Annotated in this window: 20 protein-coding genes; 14 read left to right on the top strand and 6 right to left on the bottom strand. The window is 42.9% G+C overall.

What is annotated here, in order from left to right:
- Window positions 1–30: 30 nt before the first annotated feature.
- Genes Xind_RS13590 through Xind_RS13580 form a run of 3 tightly spaced genes read right to left on the bottom strand, consistent with a single transcriptional unit; the run spans window position 31 to window position 2984 of the window.
- Window positions 31–1554, bottom strand: a complete 1524-nt coding sequence (locus Xind_RS13590; protein ID WP_047678502.1) for a tripartite tricarboxylate transporter permease — start codon at window positions 1552–1554, stop codon at window positions 31–33.
- Window positions 1555–1564: 10 nt separating this feature from the next.
- A complete protein-coding gene (locus Xind_RS13585) occupies window positions 1565–1996 on the bottom strand; it encodes a tripartite tricarboxylate transporter TctB family protein (protein ID WP_187650260.1) in 432 nt (143 codons plus the stop codon).
- Window positions 1997–2009: 13 nt separating this feature from the next.
- Window positions 2010–2984: a Bug family tripartite tricarboxylate transporter substrate binding protein gene (locus tag Xind_RS13580; RefSeq protein ID WP_047678496.1), complete on the bottom strand. Its 975-nt coding sequence runs from the start codon at window positions 2982–2984 to the stop codon at window positions 2010–2012.
- Window positions 2985–3320: 336 nt separating this feature from the next.
- Between Xind_RS13580 and Xind_RS13575 the strand changes: the two genes are divergently transcribed.
- Window positions 3321–4424, top strand: coding sequence for a hypothetical protein (locus Xind_RS13575; RefSeq protein WP_156115310.1), 1104 nt, complete (start codon window positions 3321–3323; stop codon window positions 4422–4424).
- A 164-nt stretch (window positions 4425–4588) separates the two neighbouring features.
- On the opposite strand, the gene Xind_RS13570 is transcribed toward Xind_RS13575, so the two are convergent.
- On the bottom strand, window positions 4589–5473 hold the full coding sequence (locus Xind_RS13570; protein ID WP_187650259.1) for a DMT family transporter: 885 nt from the start codon (window positions 5471–5473) through the stop codon (window positions 4589–4591).
- Between the two features lie 171 nt (window positions 5474–5644).
- Here Xind_RS13570 and pdxB point away from each other — a divergent pair, with 171 nt between their 5' ends.
- The 10 genes from pdxB (at window position 5645) to Xind_RS13520 (ending at window position 15381) form a co-directional block, all read left to right on the top strand.
- Window positions 5645–6772, top strand: a complete 1128-nt coding sequence (gene pdxB, locus Xind_RS13565) for a 4-phosphoerythronate dehydrogenase PdxB (RefSeq protein ID WP_047678596.1) — start codon at window positions 5645–5647, stop codon at window positions 6770–6772.
- A gap of 88 nt (window positions 6773–6860) precedes the next feature.
- Window positions 6861–7871 carry an aspartate-semialdehyde dehydrogenase gene (locus Xind_RS13560; RefSeq protein WP_047678593.1) on the top strand — a complete coding sequence of 337 codons (1011 nt, stop codon included), beginning with the start codon at window positions 6861–6863 and terminating at the stop codon, window positions 7869–7871.
- Window positions 7871–8710, top strand: coding sequence for a tRNA pseudouridine(38-40) synthase TruA (gene truA, locus Xind_RS13555; RefSeq protein ID WP_187650258.1), 840 nt, complete (start codon window positions 7871–7873; stop codon window positions 8708–8710). The genes Xind_RS13560 and truA overlap by 1 nt, the downstream gene beginning before the upstream one ends.
- 46 nt (window positions 8711–8756) lie before the next feature.
- The gene (locus Xind_RS13550; protein WP_222941811.1) at window positions 8757–9446 is read left to right on the top strand and encodes a DedA family protein; all 690 of its coding nucleotides are present in this window, start codon (window positions 8757–8759) and stop codon (window positions 9444–9446) included.
- 151 nt (window positions 9447–9597) lie between these two features.
- Window positions 9598–10542, top strand: coding sequence for an acetyl-CoA carboxylase, carboxyltransferase subunit beta (gene accD / locus Xind_RS13545; RefSeq protein ID WP_047678484.1), 945 nt, complete (start codon window positions 9598–9600; stop codon window positions 10540–10542).
- A complete protein-coding gene (gene folC / locus Xind_RS13540) occupies window positions 10535–11833 on the top strand; it encodes a bifunctional tetrahydrofolate synthase/dihydrofolate synthase (RefSeq protein ID WP_047678482.1) in 1299 nt (432 codons plus the stop codon). Before accD ends, folC begins: the two co-directional genes overlap by 8 nt.
- The gene (dedD, locus tag Xind_RS13535; protein WP_047678479.1) at window positions 11823–12518 is read left to right on the top strand and encodes a cell division protein DedD; all 696 of its coding nucleotides are present in this window, start codon (window positions 11823–11825) and stop codon (window positions 12516–12518) included. Before folC ends, dedD begins: the two co-directional genes overlap by 11 nt.
- Window positions 12519–12709: 191 nt before the next feature.
- Complete coding sequence (gene cvpA, locus Xind_RS13530; RefSeq protein WP_047678476.1) at window positions 12710–13198, top strand: colicin V production protein; 489 nt, start codon at window positions 12710–12712, stop codon at window positions 13196–13198.
- Window positions 13199–13230: 32 nt separating this feature from the next.
- Window positions 13231–14748 carry an amidophosphoribosyltransferase gene (purF, locus tag Xind_RS13525; protein ID WP_187650257.1) on the top strand — a complete coding sequence of 506 codons (1518 nt, stop codon included), beginning with the start codon at window positions 13231–13233 and terminating at the stop codon, window positions 14746–14748.
- Window positions 14749–14796: 48 nt separating this feature from the next.
- Window positions 14797–15381 (top strand): UbiX family flavin prenyltransferase, encoded by a 585-nt coding sequence (locus Xind_RS13520; protein ID WP_047678469.1) that lies wholly within the window; start codon window positions 14797–14799, stop codon window positions 15379–15381.
- On the opposite strand, the gene Xind_RS13515 is transcribed toward Xind_RS13520, so the two are convergent.
- Together Xind_RS13515 and Xind_RS13510 are read right to left on the bottom strand one after the other, a co-directional pair.
- Entirely contained in the window at window positions 15378–16292 is a 915-nt protein-coding gene (locus Xind_RS13515) for a TIGR01777 family oxidoreductase (protein WP_047678466.1), read from the bottom strand. The two genes, Xind_RS13520 and Xind_RS13515, sit on opposite strands and share 4 nt — an antisense overlap.
- A gap of 197 nt (window positions 16293–16489) precedes the next feature.
- Entirely contained in the window at window positions 16490–17104 is a 615-nt protein-coding gene (locus Xind_RS13510) for a glutathione binding-like protein (RefSeq protein ID WP_047678459.1), read from the bottom strand.
- A 212-nt stretch (window positions 17105–17316) separates the two neighbouring features.
- Between Xind_RS13510 and yfcD the strand changes: the two genes are divergently transcribed.
- From yfcD to Xind_RS13495, 3 genes are all read left to right on the top strand, one after another.
- Window positions 17317–17838, top strand: coding sequence for an NUDIX hydrolase YfcD (gene yfcD, locus Xind_RS13505; RefSeq protein WP_047678456.1), 522 nt, complete (start codon window positions 17317–17319; stop codon window positions 17836–17838).
- A gap of 464 nt (window positions 17839–18302) precedes the next feature.
- A complete protein-coding gene (locus Xind_RS13500) occupies window positions 18303–19313 on the top strand; it encodes a DUF6347 domain-containing protein (RefSeq protein ID WP_187650256.1) in 1011 nt (336 codons plus the stop codon).
- Between the two features lie 191 nt (window positions 19314–19504).
- Window positions 19505–25579, top strand: coding sequence for a type I polyketide synthase (locus Xind_RS13495; protein ID WP_187650255.1), 6075 nt, complete (start codon window positions 19505–19507; stop codon window positions 25577–25579).
- The last annotated feature ends 189 nt before the right edge of the window (window positions 25580–25768 follow it).

Genomic DNA, 25768 nt, shown 5'->3' with positions numbered 1-25768 from the left:
TAACGGTCTACATGAAAGCCAATTCACCAACTATGTGGATTGGCTGTAAATCTTCTCATTTTTCTTACGTTTTTTGTGAACTATCCGCAAGATAGGAGGGATGATAATAACCAACACAGCTAAGACCAACAAAGATTGAGCAATGGTACTCCTCCACAAAATATCGAAATTACCGTTACTGATTGAAAGTGCCCGTCTCAAATTTTGTTCCAACATTTCACCTAATACAAACCCTAAGATGAGCGGTGACATTGGAAAGTTCATTTTCCTAAGAATATAACCGAACACCCCCAGACCAACCATCAACATCAGATCGAATGTCGTACTGTGTACAGCATAAACTCCGACTGCTGAAACGGTGGCTATGGCTGGCACTAAGAACCACAGAGGGATACTCAACATACGGGTAAACAGCCCAATCATCGGAATATTCATGATGAGCAAAAGAATATTGGCGATAAGTAGGGCAGCAATCAACCCCCAGACTATATCCGGTTGCTCCGAAAACATAGCAGGCCCCGGTGTGATGTTGTAGAGCGTCAGTGCACCTATCATTACGGCTGTAGTACCTGAACCGGGGACGCCCAGAGTAAGCATAGGAATGAATGAACCACATGCTGATGCATTATTGGCTGCTTCAGGTGCTGCCACACCACGAATATCACCTTTACCAAATGAATCGCTGTTTCCACTCAGCCGTTTTTCTGTCATGTATGTGATTGCGCTGGCAATCGTTGCTCCGGCACCGGGCAGGATACCAACAAAGAAACCAATGACTGAGGAGCGTAATATTGGCCCGGTACAGGTTTGGGCTTCTTTTTTGTTAAACAGTAGTCGTCCGGTTTTACTTATTACTTTTTGTCCAGTGGAAGTATTTTCAAGCATCAGCAGAATTTCACTGACAGAGAACAGACCGATCACAACGACAATAAACTGAATCCCATCAGAAAGGTGGACACTATCAAACGTGAAGCGATAAACCCCAGTATTAGCATCGACTCCTACTGTAGCTAACCCTAACCCGATCAAAGCAGCCAATAGAGATTTGACAGGATTCTGGCTCATCATGCTGCCAAGACAGGCAATCGCAAAAACCATCAGAGCAAAATATTCAGCAGGCCCGAACGCCAAAGACCATTTCGCCAGAAGAGGAGCAAACAAAATGATACCAACAATAGCTAAAAGTGAACCACAAAATGAGCTGATTGCTGAGATAGACAACGCAACACCAGCTTGCCCCTGTTTCGCCATTGGGTATCCATCAAGAGCGGTCATAATTGCGGCGGCATCTCCCGGAACATTCAGCAGAATTGAAGATATCCGCCCTCCATATTCACAACCAATATAGACTGTTGCCAATAAAATTAAGGCGGATTCTGCGGGTAATTTCAAGGCAAAAGCTAACGGCAATAAAATGGCAACACCATTTATTGGCCCCAGACCGGGGAGTAAACCAACAACTGTACCAATGAAGCAGCCTATTAATGCGATAATCAGATTCTTAGGGATTAATGCGACTTCAAAACCTTGTGTCAGGTATATCCAAGTATCCATTTTATTCTCCTTACCTGAACAGACTACCAATGGGTAGCGTGACATCTAACAGGCGATCAAACACAAAAAAGAGTGATATACCTAAGCTCACCCCAGAAATAATTGCAGCGAGAAGTGAGGCGTTAAACAGCAATGCGATGCTGATGGTCAATAACGTCGTCGCCAGAGGAAAGCCTAACCACTCGAATGTTCCTGCATAAAAGAGAAGTGAAACCATCAGCAGCAATAAGCGGCGCAGAACTTGTGGTACAGGCCATTGAGTTATTTCCGTTTTTTTGAATAGCAATAATAGTGCGCATAGCGCCATCAATGAGATAATGGCAATCGGGAATGGCCGCGGCCCCAGAGGTTCATAGCTGTATTCACTGTGAATACCCCAGCCAATGACCAATCCAATTCCACACAGGACTAACCAGATAGCAGCAAAGATACGATCGCTCATGATGCTATTCCTGTTATTTTGCTAAACCAAAGGATTTAGCCATCTCATGGTATTGAGTAACTTGTTTTTGCACATAATCATTCAACTCTTTACCTGTCATATTGAATTCAAAGAGGCCACGTAGTTCGCGTTGTTTTTTAAATTCATCCGTTTGTTGTAATTTATTGAATGTATCTACCCACCATTGATATTGTTCATCAGAGACTTTGGGTCCCATGTAAAAACCACGAATAACTGGCCATACGATGTTGTAGCCTTGCTCTTTGGCTGTCGGGATATTCGCTAAAGCACCGCCAAGCCTTTTATCGGCATAAACAGCAAGAACACGCAGCTTATCACTCGTCAGATAAGGTAGGGTTTCACTGATATCTCCAGAGAAAACCTGAATATGCTTACCCATCAGAGCTGTGATTGCTTCACCACCACCTTCAAAGGCGACGTAACGCATTTTGCGCGGATCAACATCAGCTTGTTTTGCCAGTAAGGCCGTTTTCATCCAATCTTGACCACCAATAGAAGCTCCGGCACCAAATACGATGCTGGTAGGATCTTTTTGGAATGTATCAATGAGATCTTTTAATGATTTGTAATGAGAATCTTTGCGAACAGCAATCATACCATAATCAGTACCAACACTGGCCAGCCAGCGCACATCATTCACGTTATAGCGTCCAAATTTTCCTTGAGCAAGATTTAACAAAGAGCCACCAGAAAAGGCGACAATAGTGCCGGGTTCGGCAGGCCGCTGAGCAACAATAGCATTATAGGCAACGGCGCCAACGCCTCCGGGCATAAATGTCACCCGCATAGGTGAATCAATAGCTTTGGTATCCAGCAATGAGACTTGAACTAATTTACAGGTTAAATCAAAGCCACCACCGGGTTTAGCAGGGGCAATACATTCCGTTCTGTCAGGAGCACTGACAGCAAAGGTATTGGTACAGAAAAGTAGGCCAACAGTAGTGAATAATGTTTTAAGTATCTTCATTTTTTATTCCTCACATAGCACCGATGATGGAAACAATTTTATAAATCTCCGGTGCATTATTAATTTATAGAACTGAAATATTCTATTAACAGAAAAAAGTGTTTAGATGTGACTTTAATCACTTAACTTGAAAGATGTTAATTTTTTAAATGCCTCAAGATTTTTTGAAGTTATGTAATAGATATTGAAAGTGAAAAGAGTTAACTTTTATGATTCATTAGATTTATTAAAATATAATGTCATGCAATATAAACATATATATGATTACTTGAAGTGACTTCATATACCTGTAGTATTTTCAGAATATAAAACAATTTTAAAAGAAATAATAGAAATATGTTTGTTTTAGATGTTTATCTAAATAATTTTGATATTAACAAAAATAAATTTATGGATTATAAATGTTTTTGTAATTGTTTGTATTTATTGAGAATAACAACATCCATACTAAAATTATATATGGGGCCTGGAATGATTAGAGTAACATTACTGACTTTTTCTGGACTGGAAGATTATTACTGGTATTACTATGATCTCGATTATGAAATGAACTCAAGATGGCTACTGGGGTTATTCAGGGATAATATTAAGGGAATTAACTTTGGAGAAACCTGTGGAAAGCTTGGATTCTCTGGTTTTTTAGTCGAAATTGATGGCACTGAGCAGACAATAGCACATAGTTATGGGTTGACTAATTCTTTTTATATATGTGATGGAAGAGCGCCCGATCTTTATCAAAGTAGATATCTTGGCTTCACTTTAATGGAGTCCTCTAACCAAAACAGTAACTTTAAGTCAATGATATTTCAGGATATAATTAACCTTCAGCAAGATACTTCTGATTGTTCTGAGGGAGACGATCCAGATGAAGACCTGCATAATGAAACAAGACATACTTTACACGATGTAAATAATGATGAACTCTATACAGTCAATATCTTGAGTCCGAAAACGGGTAAGTTGATTACTGTGCAAGCGGGATTGTTCAATACAACTTTCTGGAATACATCTGAAAAGCAGAAGTTACATAACTGTTATTCTTACGCCTGTAATTATGCAGGTGGACATTATTATCAACCGGGAGGGAATACTGAGAAACTTTTACAAGAACGCACTATGAAAGTTGTTATAGATGGCGCAATGTCAGATGGATTAATTATGTTAGATGATTATAGAGATGAAAAATACTATCCGAACCATGTTGTAGCACTTTTTGCTACTGACGATTATGCAGATGACTGGGACTACCATTGGTATCGATTGGTTTTAAATAATAAGCACGAACGCTCCCATATTTGGGCTCATAAACCGGGGAAAATGTCAGTCAGAAAAACGGATAATAAGAATAAAATTATAAAAGATCCCCGCAATGCAGAGCGTGGAAAGTATACTCAATTCGGAGGATATTTTATAGTGAGTAATCAAGTAAAAATAAAATAATCAGTTAACATGATATTTTTGTATAAAGTTAATTTAGCTATTCAATACTTGGTTTATTTTCTTTGGTAACATCAGAAGCTATTTTATTATAATAACTATTTTCCATTATCGCCCAGTAAAACATTGGGCGATAATTGGTAAAAATATTGTTGATAAAGTGCTAGTTAAGTTTTCTGACGCGTTATTGGGATACGTAATTGTTGAGCAAGAATTACACCAGCCAGCACAATACCCCCACCAATCAGATGATAGCTATACATTTTCTCATGGAGTACCGCGATGGCAATAATTGCGGTGAAAACAGGAGCCAGGTTCATAAAGATTGAGGTCATATTAGCTCCAAGGCGAATAACCCCTTGTATCCACAGATAAGGAGCAATAATTGAAGCAGGAATACCTGCAAACAGCACAAGAGAAATATTATTGCTGGTTAACCGGATATCTTCTGTCATCATGAAGTTAGGCAAAAGTAACAAGACTCCAAATCCGATCTGTACATAGAGTGATTGCCAGTTCGGTAATGGAATTGCCCAGCGTTTGGTCAGAACACCGTACAGAGCGTAGGCTGCTGATGCAATAAACATCATTATATCTCCTGACCCTAATCCGTGTTGTAACAGGGCACCAGGTTCTCCTTTGCCAACTAACCATATAAGGCCAAATAGGGAAAAAGCTGTACCGAGCATAATTCCAACTGTCGGGGCAACTCGCAAGACAAAAATACTGAGTATGACAGTCAACAGTGGGATCAACGAAGTAAAGATCCCTATCAGTGTTGCACTGACAGTATGAGCAGCGTAGTAAACCAGACTTTGATTAAGAACCATACCGAGGGAACCGAGGATCAATAACTTCCACCAATATCGGGTAAGCATTTTCCACTGTTTCAGTGTGGGTAATAAGATAAAAGGAGTTAAAGCCAAAAAAGCGATGAACCAGCGATAGAAAGCGATAGCAGCAGGTTCAATTGAAGTGGCAGCGGCTTTACTGACCACAGCGTTAATTGACCAAATTAGTACAGCAATAAGGGGAAACCATAGATTCTTCATTGAGTTAAATCGCGTGTATCAGAATATCGTGTACTTAGTGTAACAATGACCAATAGATTTCGCGTGACTTTTAACAAAGAAGCAACTCAAAAGAAAAAGGGGAATTAGGTATTATGCCGATTAAATGGCAGAATAGCGGATCACGCCCATTTAAGCCGTTGGATGAGAAAAGTGAAAATTTTAGTCGATGAAAATATGCCTTATGCTGAACAGCTCTTTAAACAATTAGGGGAAGTTCAGGCAATTCCGGGCCGCCCTGTGCCTGAGGGGGTTTTGGAACATGCAGATGCCTTTATGGTTCGCTCTGTCACTAAAGTTAATGAGTCCTTGCTAAAAGATAGTCCGGTGAAATTTATCGGTACTGCTACTGCCGGCATGGATCATGTTGATCAGCAATGGTTAGAGCAGGCAGGCATTGGTTTCTCCGCTGCTCCCGGATGTAATGCAATTGCTGTGGTTGAATATGTCTTTTCTGCATTGATGGTATTGGCAGAACAGGATCAGTTTCAACTGAAAGATAAAATTGTCGGCATTGTTGGTGTCGGTAATGTCGGGGGACGTCTGGCTGATCGACTGGCTGCTTTGGGCGTGAAAACCTTGTTGTGTGATCCGCCTCGTGCCGATCGGGGAGACGAAGGCGAATTCTGGCCTTTGGAAAAGCTGATCAGGGAAGCAGATATTCTGACGTTCCATACGCCACTTAACCCATCAGGCCCTTATCAAACTTATCATTTAGCAGATGCAAAATTACTTTCTGCTCTGCCGGACAACCGAATCTTGATTAATGCCAGTCGTGGTGAAGTGGTTGATAACCAAGCATTGTTATCAGCGCTGCAAAACGGAAAAAAATTACGTGTCGTACTTGATGTCTGGGAACCAGAGCCTAACCTTTCATTACCTTTGCTTAACTTGATTGATATCGGTACACCGCATATTGCGGGATACACTCTGGAAGGCAAGGCTCGTGGCACAACTCAGGTTTTTGAGGCGTATTGTGAATTCCTGGGGAAATCACAGAAGACAGAATTATCTGCGTTGTTGCCTGAGTCTGATTTCAGTCATATCACAGTTCATGGCGAAGTGACACAAAGCATCCTGAAGCGCTTGATGCATTTAGTGTATGATGTGCGCCGTGATGATACACCACTGCGTCAGGTAGCCGGGCAGGATGGTGCTTTTGACCAGTTGCGGAAAAATTATCCTGAACGTCGAGAGTGGTCTTCCCTGACAGTGCATTGTGATTCAGAAGACAGTGCTCAATTACTATCCAGAATTGGGTTTAACGCTAAATTAATTTAACGAAAAAGTGATTTAATGCAGGCAGAAGTTTTTGCCTGTTACCAAAATAAAAAAGCAGTGGAACAAAAAAGAAGTGGAGAAAACCAACATGTCAGAAGGTTGGAATATTGCGCTCTTGGGTGCAACGGGCGCAGTAGGTGAAGCGATATTGGCGTTATTGCAGGAACGCCAGTTTCCGGTTGGTGAGCTGCATCTTCTTGCCAGTGAGCAAAGTATCGGGAAAATCCAGCGTATTAACGGCAAAAATATCACTGTTCATGATGCCGCAGAATTTGATTGGTCACAGGCACAGCTCGCATTTTTTGCTGTGGGTATGGAAGTGACAGCACAATATATTACAAAAGCAACAGAAGCAGGTTGTCTGGTCATTGACAGCAGTGGATTGTTTGCAGCAGAACCGGATGTTCCGTTGGTTGTCCCGACAGTGAACCCGTATGCTTTAGCTGAATACCGTAACCGTAACATTATTGCGGTTGCCGATAGTGCGACAAGTCAAGTGCTGACAGCTATCAAACCGTTAATTGATGCTGCGGGTATTGCACGTTTACAGCTAACCAATATATTGCCTGTTTCCGTACATGGTAAAGCTGCCATTGAAGAGTTGGCAGGGCAAAGTGCCCGTTTATTGAATGGTATTCCGCCCGATGAAGGACATTTCAATAAGCAATTGGCGTTTAACCTGCTGCCTTTATTGCCTGATGCTGAAGGTACGGTGCGCGAAGAGCGTCGTATCGTCGATCAAGTTCGCAGAATATTGCAGGATGAAGGTTTGCCTGTCTCAGTGAGTTGTGTTCAATCTTCCGTGTTTTACGGTATTGCTCAGATGGTTAATCTGGAAACACTGCGTCCAATTGGTATAGAAGAAGCGCGTGGAGAATTTGAACGTCTTGAAGAAATTCAGCTCTCGGAAGAGGGTGATTATCCAACTCAGGTTACAGATGCATCAGGTGCTGATGGGTTGAGTATCGGTTGTTTGCGTAATGATTACGGAATGCCGGAGATGTTACAGTTCTGGTCTGTTGCCGATAATATCCGCTTTGGTGGTGCTCTGATGGCGGTTGAAATCGCAGAAAAACTGATACAGGAGCAATTTTACTGATGTCTGCTACAGAACTAAATCAGTCTGTACCAGAAGCAAAAAAAGTGAAAATTGCACTGGGGATTGAATATGACGGCAGCCGTTATTATGGTTGGCAGCGCCAGCAAGAAGTCAGAAGTGTACAGGGATGTTTGGAAAAAGCATTGTCAAAAGTGGCAGATGAACCTATTTCTGTTTTCTGTGCGGGCAGAACGGATGCAGGTGTTCACGCAACCGGGCAGGTAGTGCATTTTGAAACGTCAGTACAACGTAAAGATGCAGCATGGACAATGGGAGTTAATACTCATTTGCCGCCGGATATTGCAGTACGTTGGGTAAAAACGGTAGATGATGAATTTCATGCTCGTTTCAGTGCAACGGCACGCCGGTATCGGTATGTTATTTTCAACCATCGTTACCGTCCTGCGGTACTGGCGAAAGGTGTCACGCATTTTCACTATCCGTTGGATGAGAGAAAAATGCATGAAGCGGCACAATGTCTGTTGGGAGAGAATGATTTCACTTCTTTCAGGGCAGTACAGTGTCAGTCCAATTCGCCGTGGCGTAATCTGATGCATATTAATGTCAGTCGTCATGGGCATTATGTGGTTGTAGATATCAAGGCCAATGCTTTTGTTCATCATATGGTGCGCAATATTGTTGGCAGCTTGTTGGAAATTGGTTGTGGTAATCAGGGCATCCAATGGATGGCTGAATTGCTGGCACTGAAAGATCGGACAAAAGCAGCCGCAACAGCTAAAGCTGAAGGGCTGTATTTAGTTGCAGTAGATTATCCTGTCCATTTTGGCTTGCCTGAGCCTGTTATGGGGCCTTTGTTTTTGGCCGATGAATTAATCTGATACTGTCGAATGATGACAAGGATGTTTGAGCATAACGAGGAATATTATGGAGTTGTTTACTCATTTTATTGATTTCGCGAAGTTCATTGTCGATTTTATTTTACATATTGATGTCCACTTGGCCGAATTGGTTGCTGATTATGGTTATTGGGTATACGGCATCTTATTTTTAATCGTATTTTGCGAGACGGGGCTGGTGGTTACACCATTCTTGCCGGGAGATTCTCTGCTATTTGTAGCGGGAGCACTATCGGCATTAGATTCTAACGATCTTAACGTACATATTATGGTGACGTTGATCATCATTGCGGCCATTATCGGTGATGCCATAAATTATACTATTGGGCGAATTTTCGGTGATAAATTGTTTAATAACCCGGATTCCAGGATTTTTCGCCGTAGCTATCTGGATAAAACCCATCAGTTTTATGAAAAACATGGTGGAAAAGCAATAATTCTGGCGCGATTTGTGCCAATAATCCGAACATTTGCGCCATTTGTTGCCGGGATGGGGAAAATGTCTTATCGCCATTTTGCTGCTTATAATGTCATTGGCGCGTTTGTATGGGTATTATTGTTCACTTATGCTGGTTATTTATTCGGTGATATGCCGATTGTTCAGAAGAATCTGAAACTATTGATTGTTGCAATTATCTTTATTTCTATTCTGCCTGGGGTTATTGAAATTTGGTGTCATCGCCGTGCCGCATCTAAAAAAGTGGTAGATAATAATTAGATAACCATCAAACAGGTTTGAGCAGTTTTTTGTCCACACTGTTATAGCATTGTGGTTTAATGGCACGTAAAACATAAGCTGGCACATACTCAAGTATACCGAGAATACATTGTTAAAAGTATGTGCCAGAATCAGACGGAAAGGTTCATTAATGAGCTGGATTGAAAAAATTCTAAATAAAAGCAAAATAATGCAAACTCGTAAGGCCAGTATTCCTGAAGGAGTTTGGACAAAATGCGACAGTTGCAGTCAGGTACTTTACCGCGCTGAGTTAGAGCGTAATCTCGAAGTGTGTCCGAAATGTGACCACCATATGCGAATTTCTGCCCGTCAGCGTTTGCAGGCATTTCTGGATGAAGAAAGCACGACAGAGTTAGGCAGTGAATTGGAGCCTAAAGATATCCTGAAATTCCGCGACATTAAAAAATACAAAGATCGTTTGGCTGCGGCCCAAAAGCAAACTCAGGAAAAAGATGCCCTGATCGTGATGAAAGGTACACTACACGATATGCCAGTGGTGGCTGGTGCATTTGAGTTTAGCTTTATGGGAGGTTCAATGGGTTCAGTTGTGGGAGCACGTTTTGTTCGCGCAGTTGAACAGGCGTTGGAAGACAACTGCCCATTTGTCTGCTTTGCTTCCAGTGGTGGGGCACGTATGCAGGAAGCGCTGATGTCGCTGATGCAGATGGCAAAAACCAGTGCTGCGTTGGCGAAAATGCAGGATCGGGGTTTACCTTATATCTGTGTTCTGACTAACCCGACAATGGGGGGAGTGACCGCCAGTATGGGGATGCTAGGTGACATCAATATTGCAGAGCCTAAGGCACTGATTGGTTTTGCAGGCCCACGGGTTATTGAACAAACCGTCCGTGAAAAATTGCCGGAAGGTTTCCAGCGCAGTGAGTTTCTGCTGGAAAAAGGAGCAATTGATATGATCGTACGTCGCCCGGAAATGCGGGGAAAAATCGCTAACCTGCTTGCAATGCTGACTCATCAGCCACAACCTGGTACGAAGACAGAGGTGACAGAAATTGTTGCCGAACCTGCTGACGTTGAAGTTGACACAAACATCAATCCTAATAAAGAAGATGTCTGATACTTTACAAACTCCTCAAGCTACGTCGTCACTGATGACGTGGCTTTCCTATCTTGGAAATTTGCACTCGAAAGCTATCGATATGGGGCTTGAACGTGTAGGAACACTCGCCAGGCAGTTGGATCTATTACATCCGGCCCCAAAAGTCATTACGGTGTCTGGCACAAATGGCAAAGGCACAACCTGTCATACCCTTGAATCCATTTTTCTGGCTGCTGGTCTGAAAGTGGGGGTGTATAGCTCGCCGCATTTGGTGCGTTATACCGAACGGGTTCGTATTCAGGGTAATGAACCGACAGAGCAGGATTTTTGCCGTGTTTTTGCGGATATTGAATCTCAGCGTGGTGATATTTCCTTAACCTATTTTGAATACGGTACATTGGCAGCATTGCAGCTTTTCAAAGAAGCTAACCTCGATATTGTGATCCTTGAAGTAGGCTTAGGTGGCCGTTTGGATGCCACTAATATTGTGGATGCTGATGTTGCGGCGATCACCAGTATTGCGTTGGATCATACGGACTGGCTCGGAGCAGATCGCGAGCATATCGGGCGTGAGAAAGCTGGTATTTTCCGTCGTGATCATTTTGCTGTCGTCGGTGAACCTGATATGCCTCACTCCATTGCGGCAGTGGCCGATGAACTGGGTGCGAATTTGTTCCGCCGTGGTGCCGATTGGGACTTTTCACAAGACAAAGAAAGCTGGCATTGGCGAACAGCGGCCCAACAATTTAATTCGTTACCTATTCCTAATCTGCCATTGGCTAACGCCGCAACGGCAATGGGCGTGGTTCACTGCTTGTTGCAGCAGAATGATAAAATCAGTCAGGCTATTGATGAGCGGGCACTGCATGAAGGCTTAAAACGTGCCCAGTTGGCGGGGCGTTTTCAAATCATCAGAGAAAATCCACTGGTTATTCTGGATGTGGCGCACAATCCTCATGCGGCCGATTATCTGACACAAAAACTGGCTGAATTACCCCGTTCACCGGACAGCAAAATACGGGGTGTTGTCGGTATGCTGCAAGACAAAGACATTGCGGGAACGCTTGCCTGCCTTTCCCGGCAAATTGACGAATGGTATTGTGCATCATTACATGAACTCCGGGGGGCAGAAGCACAGATGCTGGCTGAACATCTTTCTGGAGCCCGGACATTCACGGAAGTAGAGCAGGCATGGGATCAGGCCATGGAAGACGCATCAGAACAAGATATCATTGTGGTTTGTGGCTCTTTCCATACTGTCGCTCATGTTATGGAATCATTGGAGGAGATGAAGGGACGTGGCAAGTAGGTTTCAAAATCGTTTAGTCGGAACCATCGTTCTTGTGGCACTGAGTGTCATCGTGCTGCCGATGCTGTTTGACGGCGACAAGAAATACAATGAAGAAAAATTCGCTTCTATTCCATTAGTGCCTAAGCCTGGTGATGAAGAGAATATTGATTCTATTCCGCCACTGACTCAAAGTATGCCATCTACACCACCGGAAGGTGCGGCTGAGGCGATGCAGACACAAACTCAGGAGCAACAGCCAGAAACAGACATGTTGTCTGGTTTATCATCGTCGGAACCTGCGCCGCGGGTTCCACCTCCTGTTGCAATCACTCAAGATCCCAAGCTGACAAGGCCTGAATCTCCTTCTATGCAGAAAGTGGAAACTAAGCCAGAAGCCAGGCCACAGGTTAAACCTGCCAGCCGGCCAGAAGTCAAGCCTCAACCAGTAGAGCAGGCACCACAAGCAGTCGCCTATGTTGTCCAGCTTGGTGCGTTAAAAAATGCAGATAAGGTAAATGAGATAGTGTCCAGGCTGCGTTTGTCCGGGCATCAGGTTTATACCATCCCTTCTTCTCCGGTACAGGGGCAATTGACCCGGATTTATGTTGGGCCTAACGCCTCAAGGCAGGCTTTGGCATTTGTTTTACCTGAATTGAAAGAGTTAACGGGTTTGCAGGGGCAAATTAAAAATTACAAACCATAAAAAATTGATCTTTCATGCGGAGATGGAATCTCCCGTGAAAGATCAAAAGCCTGATTTTAGAGCTGATAAAGGTTAGGATGACAGATTCCTTAATTATTTTTAGTACAGTGATAAATCTGCTACGCAAACGTTTTCGTTTTCTGTTAGAATGCGCCCGGCCTGAGTGTCGGGAGCCTATTTTGGATTAAAATATGGTCTGGATTGATTATACGATTATTGCCATTATTGGTTTCTCTGCACTGGTTAGCTTGATTCGCGGTTTTGTTCGTGAAGCACTTTCTCTGATGACTTGGGGATGTGCTTTCTTTGTTGCAAGTCACTTTTATACTTATCTGGCGGTTTATTTCGCTCGCCTTGAAGATGAGTTGGTGCGTAATGGAGTAGCGATTGCTATCTTATTCATTGCAACACTGATCGTTGGCGCAGTAGTAAACTATGTCATTGGTTCACTTGTTCAGCGAACAGGCTTATCAGGTACAGATCGGGTTCTGGGGATCTGTTTTGGGGCATTGCGTGGTGTGTTAATTGTTTCTGCCATTCTATTTATTGCGGATTCTTTTACACCACTTCCCCAAAGTGCAGACTGGCAGCAGTCACAACTGATCCCACAGTTCAGTCAAATTATCAGGTGGTTTTTTGACTACCTGCAAAATGCGTCGAGTTTCCTACCGGAGAAATAATCCTCTCCGCCTGACTGATGAGGAAAGACTACATGTGCGGTATTGTTGGTATCGTTGGTTTTACATCGGTTAACCAGTCGATTTATGATGCATTAACGGTGCTTCAGCACCGTGGACAGGATGCAGCAGGTATTGCGACTATTGATGGTAACAATGAGTTCCGTTTACGTAAGGCCAATGGTTTGGTTAAAGATGTGTTTGAAACACGACACATGTTACGTTTACAGGGGACTATCGGAATAGGGCATGTCCGTTACCCAACAGCGGGTAGTTCCAGCGCTTCTGAAGCACAACCTTTCTATGTCAACTCTCCTTTTGGTATCACATTGGCACATAATGGCAATCTGACAAACTCTCATGAATTGAAAAAAATCCTGTTTGAAAATGCCCGTCGCCATGTTAATACCACTTCTGATTCTGAAATCCTGCTGAATGTTTTTGCTGATGAATTAACCAAATTCCCGCATTTCCCATTAGAGCCAGATAATATCTTCGCGGCAGTAGCGGCAATGCACCGGAGAATTCGTGGTGCTTATGCCTGTGTTGCTATGATTATTGGTCATGGTCTGGTGGCTTTCCGCGATCCAAATGGTATCCGGCCTCTGGTATTGGGGAAACGCATACTGGCAGATGGACGCAGTGAATATATGGTGGCATCAGAGAGTGTGGCACTTGATACCTTAGGGTTTGAATTCCTGCGGGATGTCGCTTCTGGCGAAGCAATTTATATCACTGAGCAGGGCCAATTATTTACGCGCCAGTGTGCAGAAAATCCTTCATTAACACCTTGTCTGTTTGAATTTGTTTATTTTGCCCGTCCTGACTCCTTTATTGACAAAATTTCTGTCTATAACGCACGGTTACGTATGGGTAGGAAACTGGGTGAAAAAATTGCCCGTGAATGGGAAGAGTTACAGATAGATGTTGTGATCCCTGTTCCTGAAACGTCTTGTGATGTGGCACTGGAGATTGCTCATATTCTGGATAAACCTTACCGTCAGGGATTTGTTAAAAACCGTTATGTCGGACGCACTTTTATTATGCCTGGACAGCAGGAGCGCCGGAAGTCAGTTCGGCGTAAACTGAATGCCAATCGTGCGGAATTCCGCGGTAAAAATGTATTGCTGGTGGATGATTCCATTGTACGTGGTACGACATCAGAACAAATTGTGGAGTTGGCGCGTGAAGCGGGTGCTAAGAAAGTCTATTTTGCTTCGGCTGCGCCTGAAGTTCGTTTCCCGAATGTATATGGAATTGACATGCCCAACGCCAATGAATTAATTGCTCATGGCAGGGAAATCAATGAAATCCGCCAGCTCATTGGCGCTGATGCGTTGATATACCAAGATCTCACTGATCTGATTGCTGCGGTGCGTGAAGAAAATCCAGATATTGAAAGATTTGAATGTTCAGTTTTTGATGGTATCTATGTCACAAAAGACATTGACCAGATTTATCTCGATTATCTGGAAAATCTGCGTAAGGATGATGCCATGAAATTGCGCGGACAGAGCGAAATTGAGAGCTTAGAAATATATAATGAAGGATAATTATATTCCTATTATCATTGCGTTATTTCTGGTATCTCAGAGGGACACATGAAAAAACTGATCGTCGGGCTGACAGGAGCAAGTGGTGCGATTTATGGTATCCGATTACTGCAAGTCTTACAGCCTGTAGAAGATATTGAAACGCATTTAGTGATCAGCCAATCAGCCCGACAGACATTGGCTCTGGAGACTGACTATACCTTGCGGGAAGTTCAGGCTCTTGCCGATGTTGTGCACGATAATCGTGATATCGCTGCCTCTATCTCTTCGGGATCATTTAAGACATCAGGGATGGTGATTTTACCTTGTTCTATCAAAACATTATCGGGTATTGTGCATAGCTACACAGATGGCTTAATCACCCGTGCCGCAGATGTTGTCTTGAAAGAAGGGCGTAAATTGGTGTTGGGAGTCAGAGAAACACCATTGCATTTGGGACACTTGAGGTTAATGACTCAGGCTGCTGAAGTAGGGGCAGTGATAATGCCGCCAGTTCCTGCGTTTTATCACCGCCCTGAGTGTATTCAGGATATTATTGACCAGACAGTTAATCGTGTACTTGATCAGTTTGATATTGAATTGCCAGAGGATTTATTCAATCGTTGGCAGGGTGCGAAACTCACAGATGTTTAATGCTGATTAGCATTTTCCTTTAATAAACTCTTTAAGGCTTCTTCTAATTCAAAATAGCGGAAGCCGAATCCGGCTTCTTCCAATCGCTTGGGCACAGCTTGTTGTCCACCTAAAACCAGTGTCGCTGCTTCTCCCATTGCGATTCTTAATACAAAAGCAGGTATACGAATAAAAGTGGGGCGACGCAGGATCCTTGCCAATATCGCACTGAACTGATCATTATGAACAGGATAGGGCGCAGTCATATTGAAAGGGCCAGCCAGTTCTGGCGAAACCAGCAAGTAATAGATGGCGTTGACCATATCATCAATATGGATCCACGGCATATATTGTTTGCCACTTCCTACCGCACCTCCAAACCCCAAACGGAACAGAGGCAGCATTTTTTTCAATGCTCCCCCATTATTGGCTAAGACGATACCTGTCCGTAACAGGCATACCCTGGTCTTTTCGCTTTTAGCTTGTAATGCCAGTTTTTCCCAGCGTTCACAAAGCTGGTGAGAGAATTCATCATGGGGAGGATCATTTTCTGAAATAACAGCTTGCCCCTGATCACCATAATACCCAACGGCTGAACCGGAAATAAAAACAGAAGGGGGGGACTCACCAGCCCTAATTAAATCGCTGAGTTTTTCCGTTAATTGCCAGCGACTCTGGCAAAGTTTATTTTTTTGTTCTGGTGTCCAGCGCTTATCAGCGATAGGCTCACCAGCAAGATTGATAACTGCATCAAAATCATCCAGATTGCTCTGTTCATTCAATGTCGTCCAGCATTTCACCTTATCGCTGAACAAAGAGTAAACCTTCTGTGGAGAACGGCTCAAAATGGTAATAGAGTGGGAGAGTGAAAGCAATTGATAGATTAACTTGCGACCTATCAGTCCTGTTCCTCCCGTAACTAAAATATACATAACCACCCCCTGTGACCAAAAGTGGATATTCTCTCGTCTTTCAAGTTACAGCTTTGTTAGCTGTAACTTGAAATCCATCGGTATAATCATTGATTGACTATAGCAAGTGATGGCTTATACAGCAGCGAAATATGCTGTTATCTGTTATCAACATCAAGTTTTAGTGAAAAGTTTCGTGACTAAACGAACTTCCATCATTATTTGTATGCTGCCTTTGTTGCTGGCCGTTGACTGATATTTTCGAGCCATTTTTCAACAGCAGGGTAATCCTGCAAATTGATTTTTTGATGTTCATAACACAGCGCCCACGGATAGGTGGCGATATCAGCGATACTGTATTCATTGCCGCCAAGATACGGTGTTTTTTCCAATTGGGTATTCAGTACCTTGTATAAACGCTGAGTTTCTGCCACATAGCGGTTTATCGCATAGGGTATGACTTCTGGCGCATAACGATGGAAATGGTGATTTTGCCCAAGCATCGGGCCGAATCCCGCGACTTGCCAGAAGAGCCATTGTTGTTGTTGAATGCGTTCCCGTTCATTCTGGCTCAGAAATTTCCCGGTTTTTTCTGCCAGATAGAGCAAGATAGCACCTGATTCGAAGATAGATATTGGTTCCCCTCCATCAGCAGGTTCATGATCGACAATTGCGGGGATCTTGTTATTAGGTGAGATAGCTAAAAATTCCGGGGTAAATTGTTCGCCAGCACCGATATCGATCGGATGAATGGTATAAGGGAGCCCGGTTTCTTCAAGGAACAGTGAAATTTTATAGCCATTAGGTGTAGGAGCGTAGTATAGATCTATCATATAACCTCCAGTAATAGTAACGTTAGGATAAATGTTAGATTTATTACATTAGCATTGGTTTTGTTTGTCTGTAAAATGCCATCGATCCTTCATAGCTGTGTGAGTGGATTTATTTTTCCGGTTAGGTGCCTGTATACATATTTGAAAATTGGTTGATAGAGAGGCTGTCACAGCAGGAATTGGCTCATAGATTATTTAGTAAAGGTTCCAGGATGACTCAAGAAAAATCAGTAAATATTGAGTGGGTTGATATTGTTAATGAAGAGAATGAAGTCATCGCGCAGGCAACTCGCCAGCAAATGCGTAGCCAAAACTTGAGGCATCGGGCAACTTACATTGTTGTACATGATGGAATGGGGAAAATATTGGTTCAGCATCGCACAGAAACAAAAGATTTTTACCCAGGTAAATTGGATGCAACTGCTGGTGGTGTGGTGGTGATGGGGGAAAGTATGCTTGAATCTGCCCGTCGTGAAGCCGAAGAAGAGTTGGGGATTGCCGGAGTTCCTTTTGCGGAGCATGGGCTTTTCTATTATGAGGAAGATATCTGCCGTACATGGGGAGGGTTATTTAGCTGTGTCAGCCACGGGCCATTTGCGTTACAGGAAGAAGAGGTTTCTGCGGTTTACTGGTTGTCACCTGAAGAAATTACTGCCCGTTGTGATCAATTTACGCCTGACTCTTTGAAGGCGCTTTCTCTATGGTTGGACCGCAACAAAAAAGATGTTAGCTGAAATCCACAATTGAAAAGATAACGTTTACAGGCTCCTCATTCTGAAGAGCCTTTTATACTTTTCATCTTTCAATTGCCGCTTTATTGACTGCAATTTGAAATTTATAGGATGTATATTATTTTTTTTATATACCACTAAATAATTAATCTTTTAATATAGGTAAAGTTGTATTAATTATTTGTTTTTAAATGATTAATTAACTTTCTTTCTTAAATTGGGTCAATTTTTTTAAATTGAAACTATAGTCAATTAGATGTATACAAAGACGCTATTACGGAAAATATCAGTCGCATATATTTATAGTGGTAAGAATTATAAAATTTATAACATAGAAAAAATAAATACACTCAATAGGTTTCAAGTTACAATTAGAGTGAAAAAATAGCCGGTAAGGCGTTAATGTGAAATATAAAAGGTATCAGTGATAATTATCTATAGTAAGTCAGATTTACAAGGAGAGTGTTATGGTTGTATTAAACCTCAAACAAAGTCTGACAATGGCTGATTTCTCCAATGCTATTGTGCGTGCTTTTATTGATATTACTATTATTGGTGGGATCTACTTTTTTCTCTGTGGTATATGGGGAGAGCCGCCTTCAGTAGGTGTTTACCTTATTATTTATCCATTAATTTCTATCATTACAGTTTCTTTTGAAATTATTTATGATAATGTCAAAGCTAATTCTGATAAATATACTTATCGGACTTTGTTAAATAAAGTTGGAGAATCAAATGTTCTGATGAGTGGGCGTGGAAGTACTTATCAGTTATGGGGGATGATTACTCTTTATGCCTTAATATTTTATATTATATTACTACTTCCTTTTTATTTTTTATTACAGAATACTTCATTTTCATCACAATTAAATATTTGGTTAGCATTAATTATAAGTTTTTTATTGGTAGTGTTTTCAAGTTGTTTTATTGTCTCCAGGCTTAAGCATTACGCTGTTGAATTATATGGAAAACTATTTTCTATTAAAAAAGGTGAGGTAAGAAAAGAAGACAGTGATACACATATAATATTTAATTATTTTTTACCTTGGGCAATTATTGCCGGTGCGATTGCAGGCTTACTGGCGTATGGTTATTTTCGAGAAGAAAGTGGTAATTTTACAGAGGTAATTACCGTTTCAGTGGCGGCTTTTAGTGCAGGAGGAACATCCTATATTATTTCTTTATGGATAGCTTATGTGACACAGAAACAAACTATCCTTGATATCAAAGCAAATTTATTACACTTTGAAAAAGATGATAAGCTTGATGAAAGCGCAATGTATTTTTTAATTCATGCTTTTAGTGCATGTGTCATAGCATTAATCTTTATTGTGACGCATTTTTTATCTATTGATCATCTTTCTCCAATACAAATAACAGTTATTGAAACTGTGGTTGGAGCCACATCCGCTGTGGCAGGTTCATTAGCCGGGTTATTGAGAGGGAGAACAAAAGTTTTATCCAAAAAATATAAGTAACATTCTTGTCAGCATATCTTACTAATCTACCTTGATTTATGTGTATTCGAATAGATTTCGAAAGCGTATTTAATAGGTTAATAATGATGTTCCTGACAGCGGATGACAGTGAATGACAGTGAAAACACTCAATGCAGTGCATTAAATATGTGCTGGATACGAGGCTGTTTTGTTCAAAACGCGAGGAATGTATGTCCAAGACGTATTTTTTGCATGATAGGAAAATTAGTGGGGATATTGCGATCGTTGGGATGGCAACTCATTTCCCAGATGCACCGAATTTATATAAGTTTTGGGAAAATATCATAGGCAAAAAGGATTCGCTGATCGATATCACTGAGATGTCAAAGGAAGAATATTGGAAAAAAGAACACTTTTACCATCCAGACCCAACAGCCGCTGATAAAACTTATGGTCATCGTGCTGGCTTTGTGCCTGCTATTGATTTTGACCCTGTGGAGTTCAAAATTCCACCCGCAATTCTCGATTCGCTTAGTACAGCCCAGTTATTTGCGCTGTATGTTGCTAAGCAGGCGATGCAGGATGCCGGTTTGCTGGATCAGAAAAACAGTAAAGTTGATCGTGAGCGTATTGGTGTAATTTTGGGGGGAGGCGGTAATGGTAATACATCATTCTCGCTGGCTGCCCGTCAGCAGGCTCCTTACCTGCGCGAAATTATGATGAAGTCAGGTCTTTCTGAAGAAGTGGCAAGCGATATTATTGAACGCGCGCACGGAATGTACCTTGAGTGGAATGAAGATAGCTTCCCTGGGTTTTTAGGCAATGTTGCCTGCGGAAGAATTGCCAGTTATTTTGACCTTGGTGGCACATCTTATATGGTGGATGCTGCCTGTGCCAGCAGCCTTGCTGCAATCAAAGCCGCAATTGGTGAGTTACACTCTGGTAGCTGTGATGCGGTCTTGACAGGTGGTATCAATCTGGAAAACTCCATTTTTTCTTTCCTGTGTTTCAGCAAAACCCCTGCATTATCGCGAAATAATGTCTCCCGCCCCTTCGATCAGAGTGCTGATGGCATGATGTTGGGGGATGGTGTAGGCATGTTGGTTTTGAAGCGTCTTGAAGATGCTGAACTGGATGGTGATAAGATCTATGCAATCATAAAATCTGTTGAAGCCTCCAGTGATGGTCGTGCTAAAAGTATTTTTGCCCCCCGTCTGGAAGGGCAGGTAAAAGCGCTGAAACGAGCCTATGCTTGCGCGGGGATTGTGCCGGGTGATATTCAGTTGGTTGAAGCACACGGTACAGGGACAGCATCAGGTGATGATACGGAACTTAAAAGTCTGCATGCTGTGTTTGGCGAGTTTCAGATCCCCCCGAAATCAGTGGCGATTGGTAGTATCAAATCCCAGATTGGACATACCCGTTGTGCAGCCGGCGCTGCTTCTATGATCAAAGTTGCACTGGCGTTACACCATAAGGTATTACCACCCACTATTAATGTGAAAAAGCCTACCAATTTGTTGATGTCAGAAAACAGCCCTTTCTATGTCAACAGTGAAGCCAGACCATGGCTACGTTCATTCAGCAATGCGCCACGCCGGGCAGCATTAAGCGCCTTTGGTTTTGGTGGTACTAACTTCCACGCTATTCTGGAAGAGTATGAAAAACAGACACACGGCCGTTATCGGTTGAATGAATCACCTTGGATCATGTTGTTTAAAGGTGAAAATCCCGCAGAATTGCTTTCACACTGTGAGGCAGCTCTATCCGGCTTTACTGGTGATTTACCGGAAAATGCTATTCGTCGGCATCTGGAGCAACAAGATATTGAGAACTTACAGCTGCATCAGGCCAGAATTGTGTTCGTTTCTCAATCTGTCGCACAAACCGTGGAATTACTCTCTCTCGCTGTCAGTCAGTTACAACAAAACCCATTACAACAAAATAACACCAGTGGTTGGGAACATCCTCGCGGGATCTATTATCAGCCTAGAGGAAAAGCACTGGATGGTAAGATTGTTGCTCTGTTCCCCGGTCAGGGTTCGCAGTATGTCAATATGGCGCGGGATATTGCCAATGACTATCCTGAAATGCGTCAATCTCTGGAAGCACTGGATGATGTCGCTATCAGTCAGTCGGGTCATGAATTATCCCCTGTTATTTATCCCGTACCTGCCTTTTCAGAAGAAGAGCATACGAAACAGCAACAACGGCTGACAGACACTGCCAATGCCCAGCCTGCATTGGGAGCAATCAGTGCGGGTTATTTTAATATATTAAAAAATATAGGCTTCAGGCCTGATTTTGTCGCGGGTCACAGCTATGGCGAAGTCACCGCACTTTGGGCTGCGGGAGTACTTTCCGAGAAAGATTTCCACCGCGTTTCTCTGGCAAGAGGATGGGCTGCCGCATCAGCTAGCCAGCTCTGTGGTCCTGATTCGGATGCTGGTGCGATGCTGGCAGCTTCGTTGACCCATGCACAACGTGAAGAAATTCTGCAACGTTATACAGGTATTGTCATTGCTAATGATAACTCTGAACAGCAGGTAGTTTTTGGAGGAGAAACTGACCAGATTAATCAGCTATATGGTGAGTTGAAAAAACAGAATATTCATTGCCGTATTCTGCCTGTCTCTGCCGCCTTCCATACGAAATTTATTCAGCCGGCCTATCAGCCTTACCGTGAGTGCTTGACTGATATCCATTTCCAGTCACCAGAGTGCACATTATTCTCCAGCGCAACAGCAGAACCCTATGACAATTCACCACGGGCAATTCGGGAATTGTTGGCAGAACAACTGATAAAACCAGTTAAGTTCCGTCAGACCATAGAGGCAATTTACCAGCAGGGAGGGCGCTTATTTGTTGAGTTCGGGCCGAAAGGTGTCTTAGGCAAATTAGTGTCCGATATTTTGAAAAACCGGGAACATACCGTGATTTCAACCAATCCCAGTGATAAAGGGGAAGAGAGATTACAGCTAGCCCGTGCTCAGGCCAAATTACTGGCAGAAGGTGTCAGGCTGTGGGATATAAACCAGCATGTCCGCATCCAGCCGGTGGAAGAAGACAAAGGTAAGCGTCTGACATTCAGGCTAAGCGGCGGTTTCTTCTTATCCGAGAAAAATAAAGCTCGGCGTCAACATGCCTTGCGTGATGGTGATCATGCTGTTGTTGAGCGGTTTATCGCGGGATCATTGCCACAGCGAGAAAAGGCAGTATTGGCAGAAGAAATTGAAAGTTACCCTGAACATGAAGTTGAAAGCGGAGTCATCGATAACGTCGAAGATGCCGTTGAAAGTTATATTGAAAACAAGGTTAAAAGCAAGATTGAAAAGAAGACTGAAAAGGTGGTTGAACACAAGCAACCTGTTTCAGCCGAATTTCTCCAACAGAACGTTCTGACAATTATTCAAAGACGAGATAACCCCATGGAACAGAATAATAAATTGAGCGAAAGCCAAAATGCTGACACATTAAATGGACTGTTGCAGGCCCAACAGGTAATGAGTCAACTACACCAGCAATTTCAGACAAATCAGAAAGAGTACATCCAGTTGTTGAGTATGTTACTGGAGAAGCAATACAGTTTGCTGGAAAGTTGCAAAGATCACCAGAACCTGCCAACGATGCTCTCTAGTTTGAGTCAAAGCGTTCAACTGTTGGACAAAAACCTCGAATTATACCATACCAATCATGAACGCTATTTTATGACGCAACAGAGCCTGTTCCAGTCCGGGCAGGTAACACCGGTTATGTCATCGGTTAGCCGTCTGACTCAATCGGTTGTCGGATATTCCGCCCCGGTAAAAGCGGCTGAATCTATTTCTGCCCCTGTATCTAATATACAGCCAGTAGAAATGGTGGAAAAAATTGAGGCAGTGCGTCCAATGATGCCAGAAATGCCAGAAATGCCAGAAATGCCAGAAATGACGGAAATACTTAAGACTGAGGAAGTTCCAGTTACACCCGTGGTATCAATGGCTTCTTCTGAATCTGCTAATGAGTCTATTAAGCCTGAGCCAGAACCGGAAAAAGCGGTCGCCAAAGTACAGACAAAAGTACTTGATCCTGAAGTAGAAAAACTGATTAAACATCTTGAGCGGATCACTGAAGAAAGCATCATCAGTCAATTGATCAACATTGTCAGTGAAAGAACGGGTTATCCGCAGGATATGATCAGCTCAGAGATGGATCTGGAAGCGGATCTGGGTATTGACTCCATTAAGCGACTGGAAATCTTCGGAGCGATGTTTGATGCATTCTCTGCGAACATGGGGCTTCATAGTGAGACAGCAAGAAATAAAGATATGGAAAACTTCGAAGTCGATTCGTTGAGCACTATTGCTAAGATGAGTGACTTCTTCAAACAAATGATTGATGAAGCAGTGAGTGCTTTGTATAACAAAGGACTCGGATCTGAGCCAGAACAGGTGCAGCCACCTGTAGAACACCATAAAAAAGAGCAATTTGTTGTTGCAGAAAGCAATAACGGGGCATCCGAGAAATTGCGGTCGTTGGGATTTGTCACCTCGACAACGGCTTCATCTGAGGGCTACAGCGTAAAAAAGCCACTAGCTGAATCGCAACGGATGGTGTCCTCTGCGGTTCAGCCTGAACTGAATCATAAAATTGCACTAAATAATGAAGATGAAGAAAAACGCTTTGCAGATTCGCCCGTTTCTCGTTTTGCGGTGGTGAAACAACTTCTGCCAATGCCGGATTGTTTGCAGGATGTTTTTTCATCTTCCAAACGCTGGCTGGTGGTGGATGAGGGAACAACCAGTGTGGATAACCTAGTCGCAGATAAGACGGTTGTAGAGAACATCGTGGAAGCACTGGAACAGCGGGGACAGCAAGTGGTCGTTCTGTCACTGAAGCAAAATCAGGCCGCAATGGGTGACGAATCTGTGCTGGATGCTGTACTGACAGATATTGAACAGCAACATGGCACTATTGAAGGAGTCATCTATTTGCAGGCTCTGAAACAGGGGGTTAAGGCATTGGCTGATGTATTCAATGAGCAGGATTACCACTCAGTTGAAACCACTTTCCTGTTGGCAAAACGCCTGCAAAGCAGCCTTACCCGTGACGGAAAACAGCCGGGATACTTCATGGTAATTATGCGGGGGGATGGTGAACTGCTGACTTCCGGGCGTGAATACTTACCGATTGTTTCTGCGGGCATCACTGGATTGACCAAATCGCTGAATATTGAATGGGGGAATGTCTTCTGCCGCACCATAGACATTGATGCCAGAATGAAAGACAGCGACGTAGCCAAGATAGTGATAGAAGAGCTTCAGGATAGCCGGACTGATGTGGCAGAAATTGGACGCAGTGTCAACGGTGAACGCATGACATTGGCGTTGAAGGAAGAGAAAGTATTATCAGCGGCATCGGCCATGCAAGTCAGCTCCCATGATGTACTGGTTGTGACTGGGGGAGCCCGTGGCATTACAGCACACTGTGTTATTGAACTGGCAAAACAGAGTCAGGCGGCTTTTATTCTGCTCGGACGCACCGATATAACTGCACCGTTGCCGGAATGGTCTGTAGGCAAAACAACCTTGGCTGAACGCAAAACGGCAGCTATTGCCCATTTGCAAGCACAAGGGATTCAGCCGACACCGGTTAAGGTTAATAGTATGTTAAACCGCCTGATCCATATCGACGAAATCAACGTCACATTACAAGCGATCAGGCAAGCGGGCGCGCGGGTTATATATCTGCATTGCGATATCACTGTTCAAGAACAGGTGAAGAGGGCATTGGAGCAAGCCCGGCAGCAGTTTGGGCCGATAACAGGCTTAATTCATGGTGCCGGAAATCTGGCGGATAAGCGGATCGAAAAGAAAACGCTGGCGGATTTACATTCGGTCTTTCATGCCAAAGTCAAAGGGCTTGAAAACGTATGTCGTGGACTGGATTGCACATCTCTGCGTCATATCATGCTGTTTTCATCAGTTTCCGGCTTCTTTGGTAATGCGGGGCAAACCGATTATTCACTGGCAAACGAGACGCTGAATAAATTTGCCTACCTGCCTTTCGGTGGCAAAAACAGTCAGATAATCCGTTCAGTGAATTGGGGGCCGTGGGATGGCGGTATGGTCAGTGATGTTCTCAAACGGGCTTATGAGGCTCAGAACATGGTGATTATTCCCCTTGACGAAGGAACAAAACGTTTTGTACGTGAGTTTAGTGATCCCCGTTCGCGTCAAATTACCATTGGAGGGAAAACTTATATGGCTCCGAAAAAAACGATACCTAATCAACTACGGAATGTAAGTAATAACGCTGCAATTTGAAAAATGAAAGTGTAAAAATCATAAAAGAATGACTCCATTATTTAATGGAGTCATTAAATAATGAAGAAATTAAATAGTGAAAAAATTATGCTGAATAACGAAAAATAATCATGAGTTATAAATAATAAAAGTCAGGTTGCTAATATACCTGAGTGAAAATATTCGCTCAGGGGAACGCTATCATATTAA

The organism is Xenorhabdus indica, assembly GCF_014467235.1.
GTDB lineage: Bacteria > Pseudomonadota > Gammaproteobacteria > Enterobacterales > Enterobacteriaceae > Xenorhabdus > Xenorhabdus indica.
The sequence above is the reverse complement of the archived record's forward strand: the minus strand, read 5'-3'. Positions and strand labels throughout refer to the sequence as shown.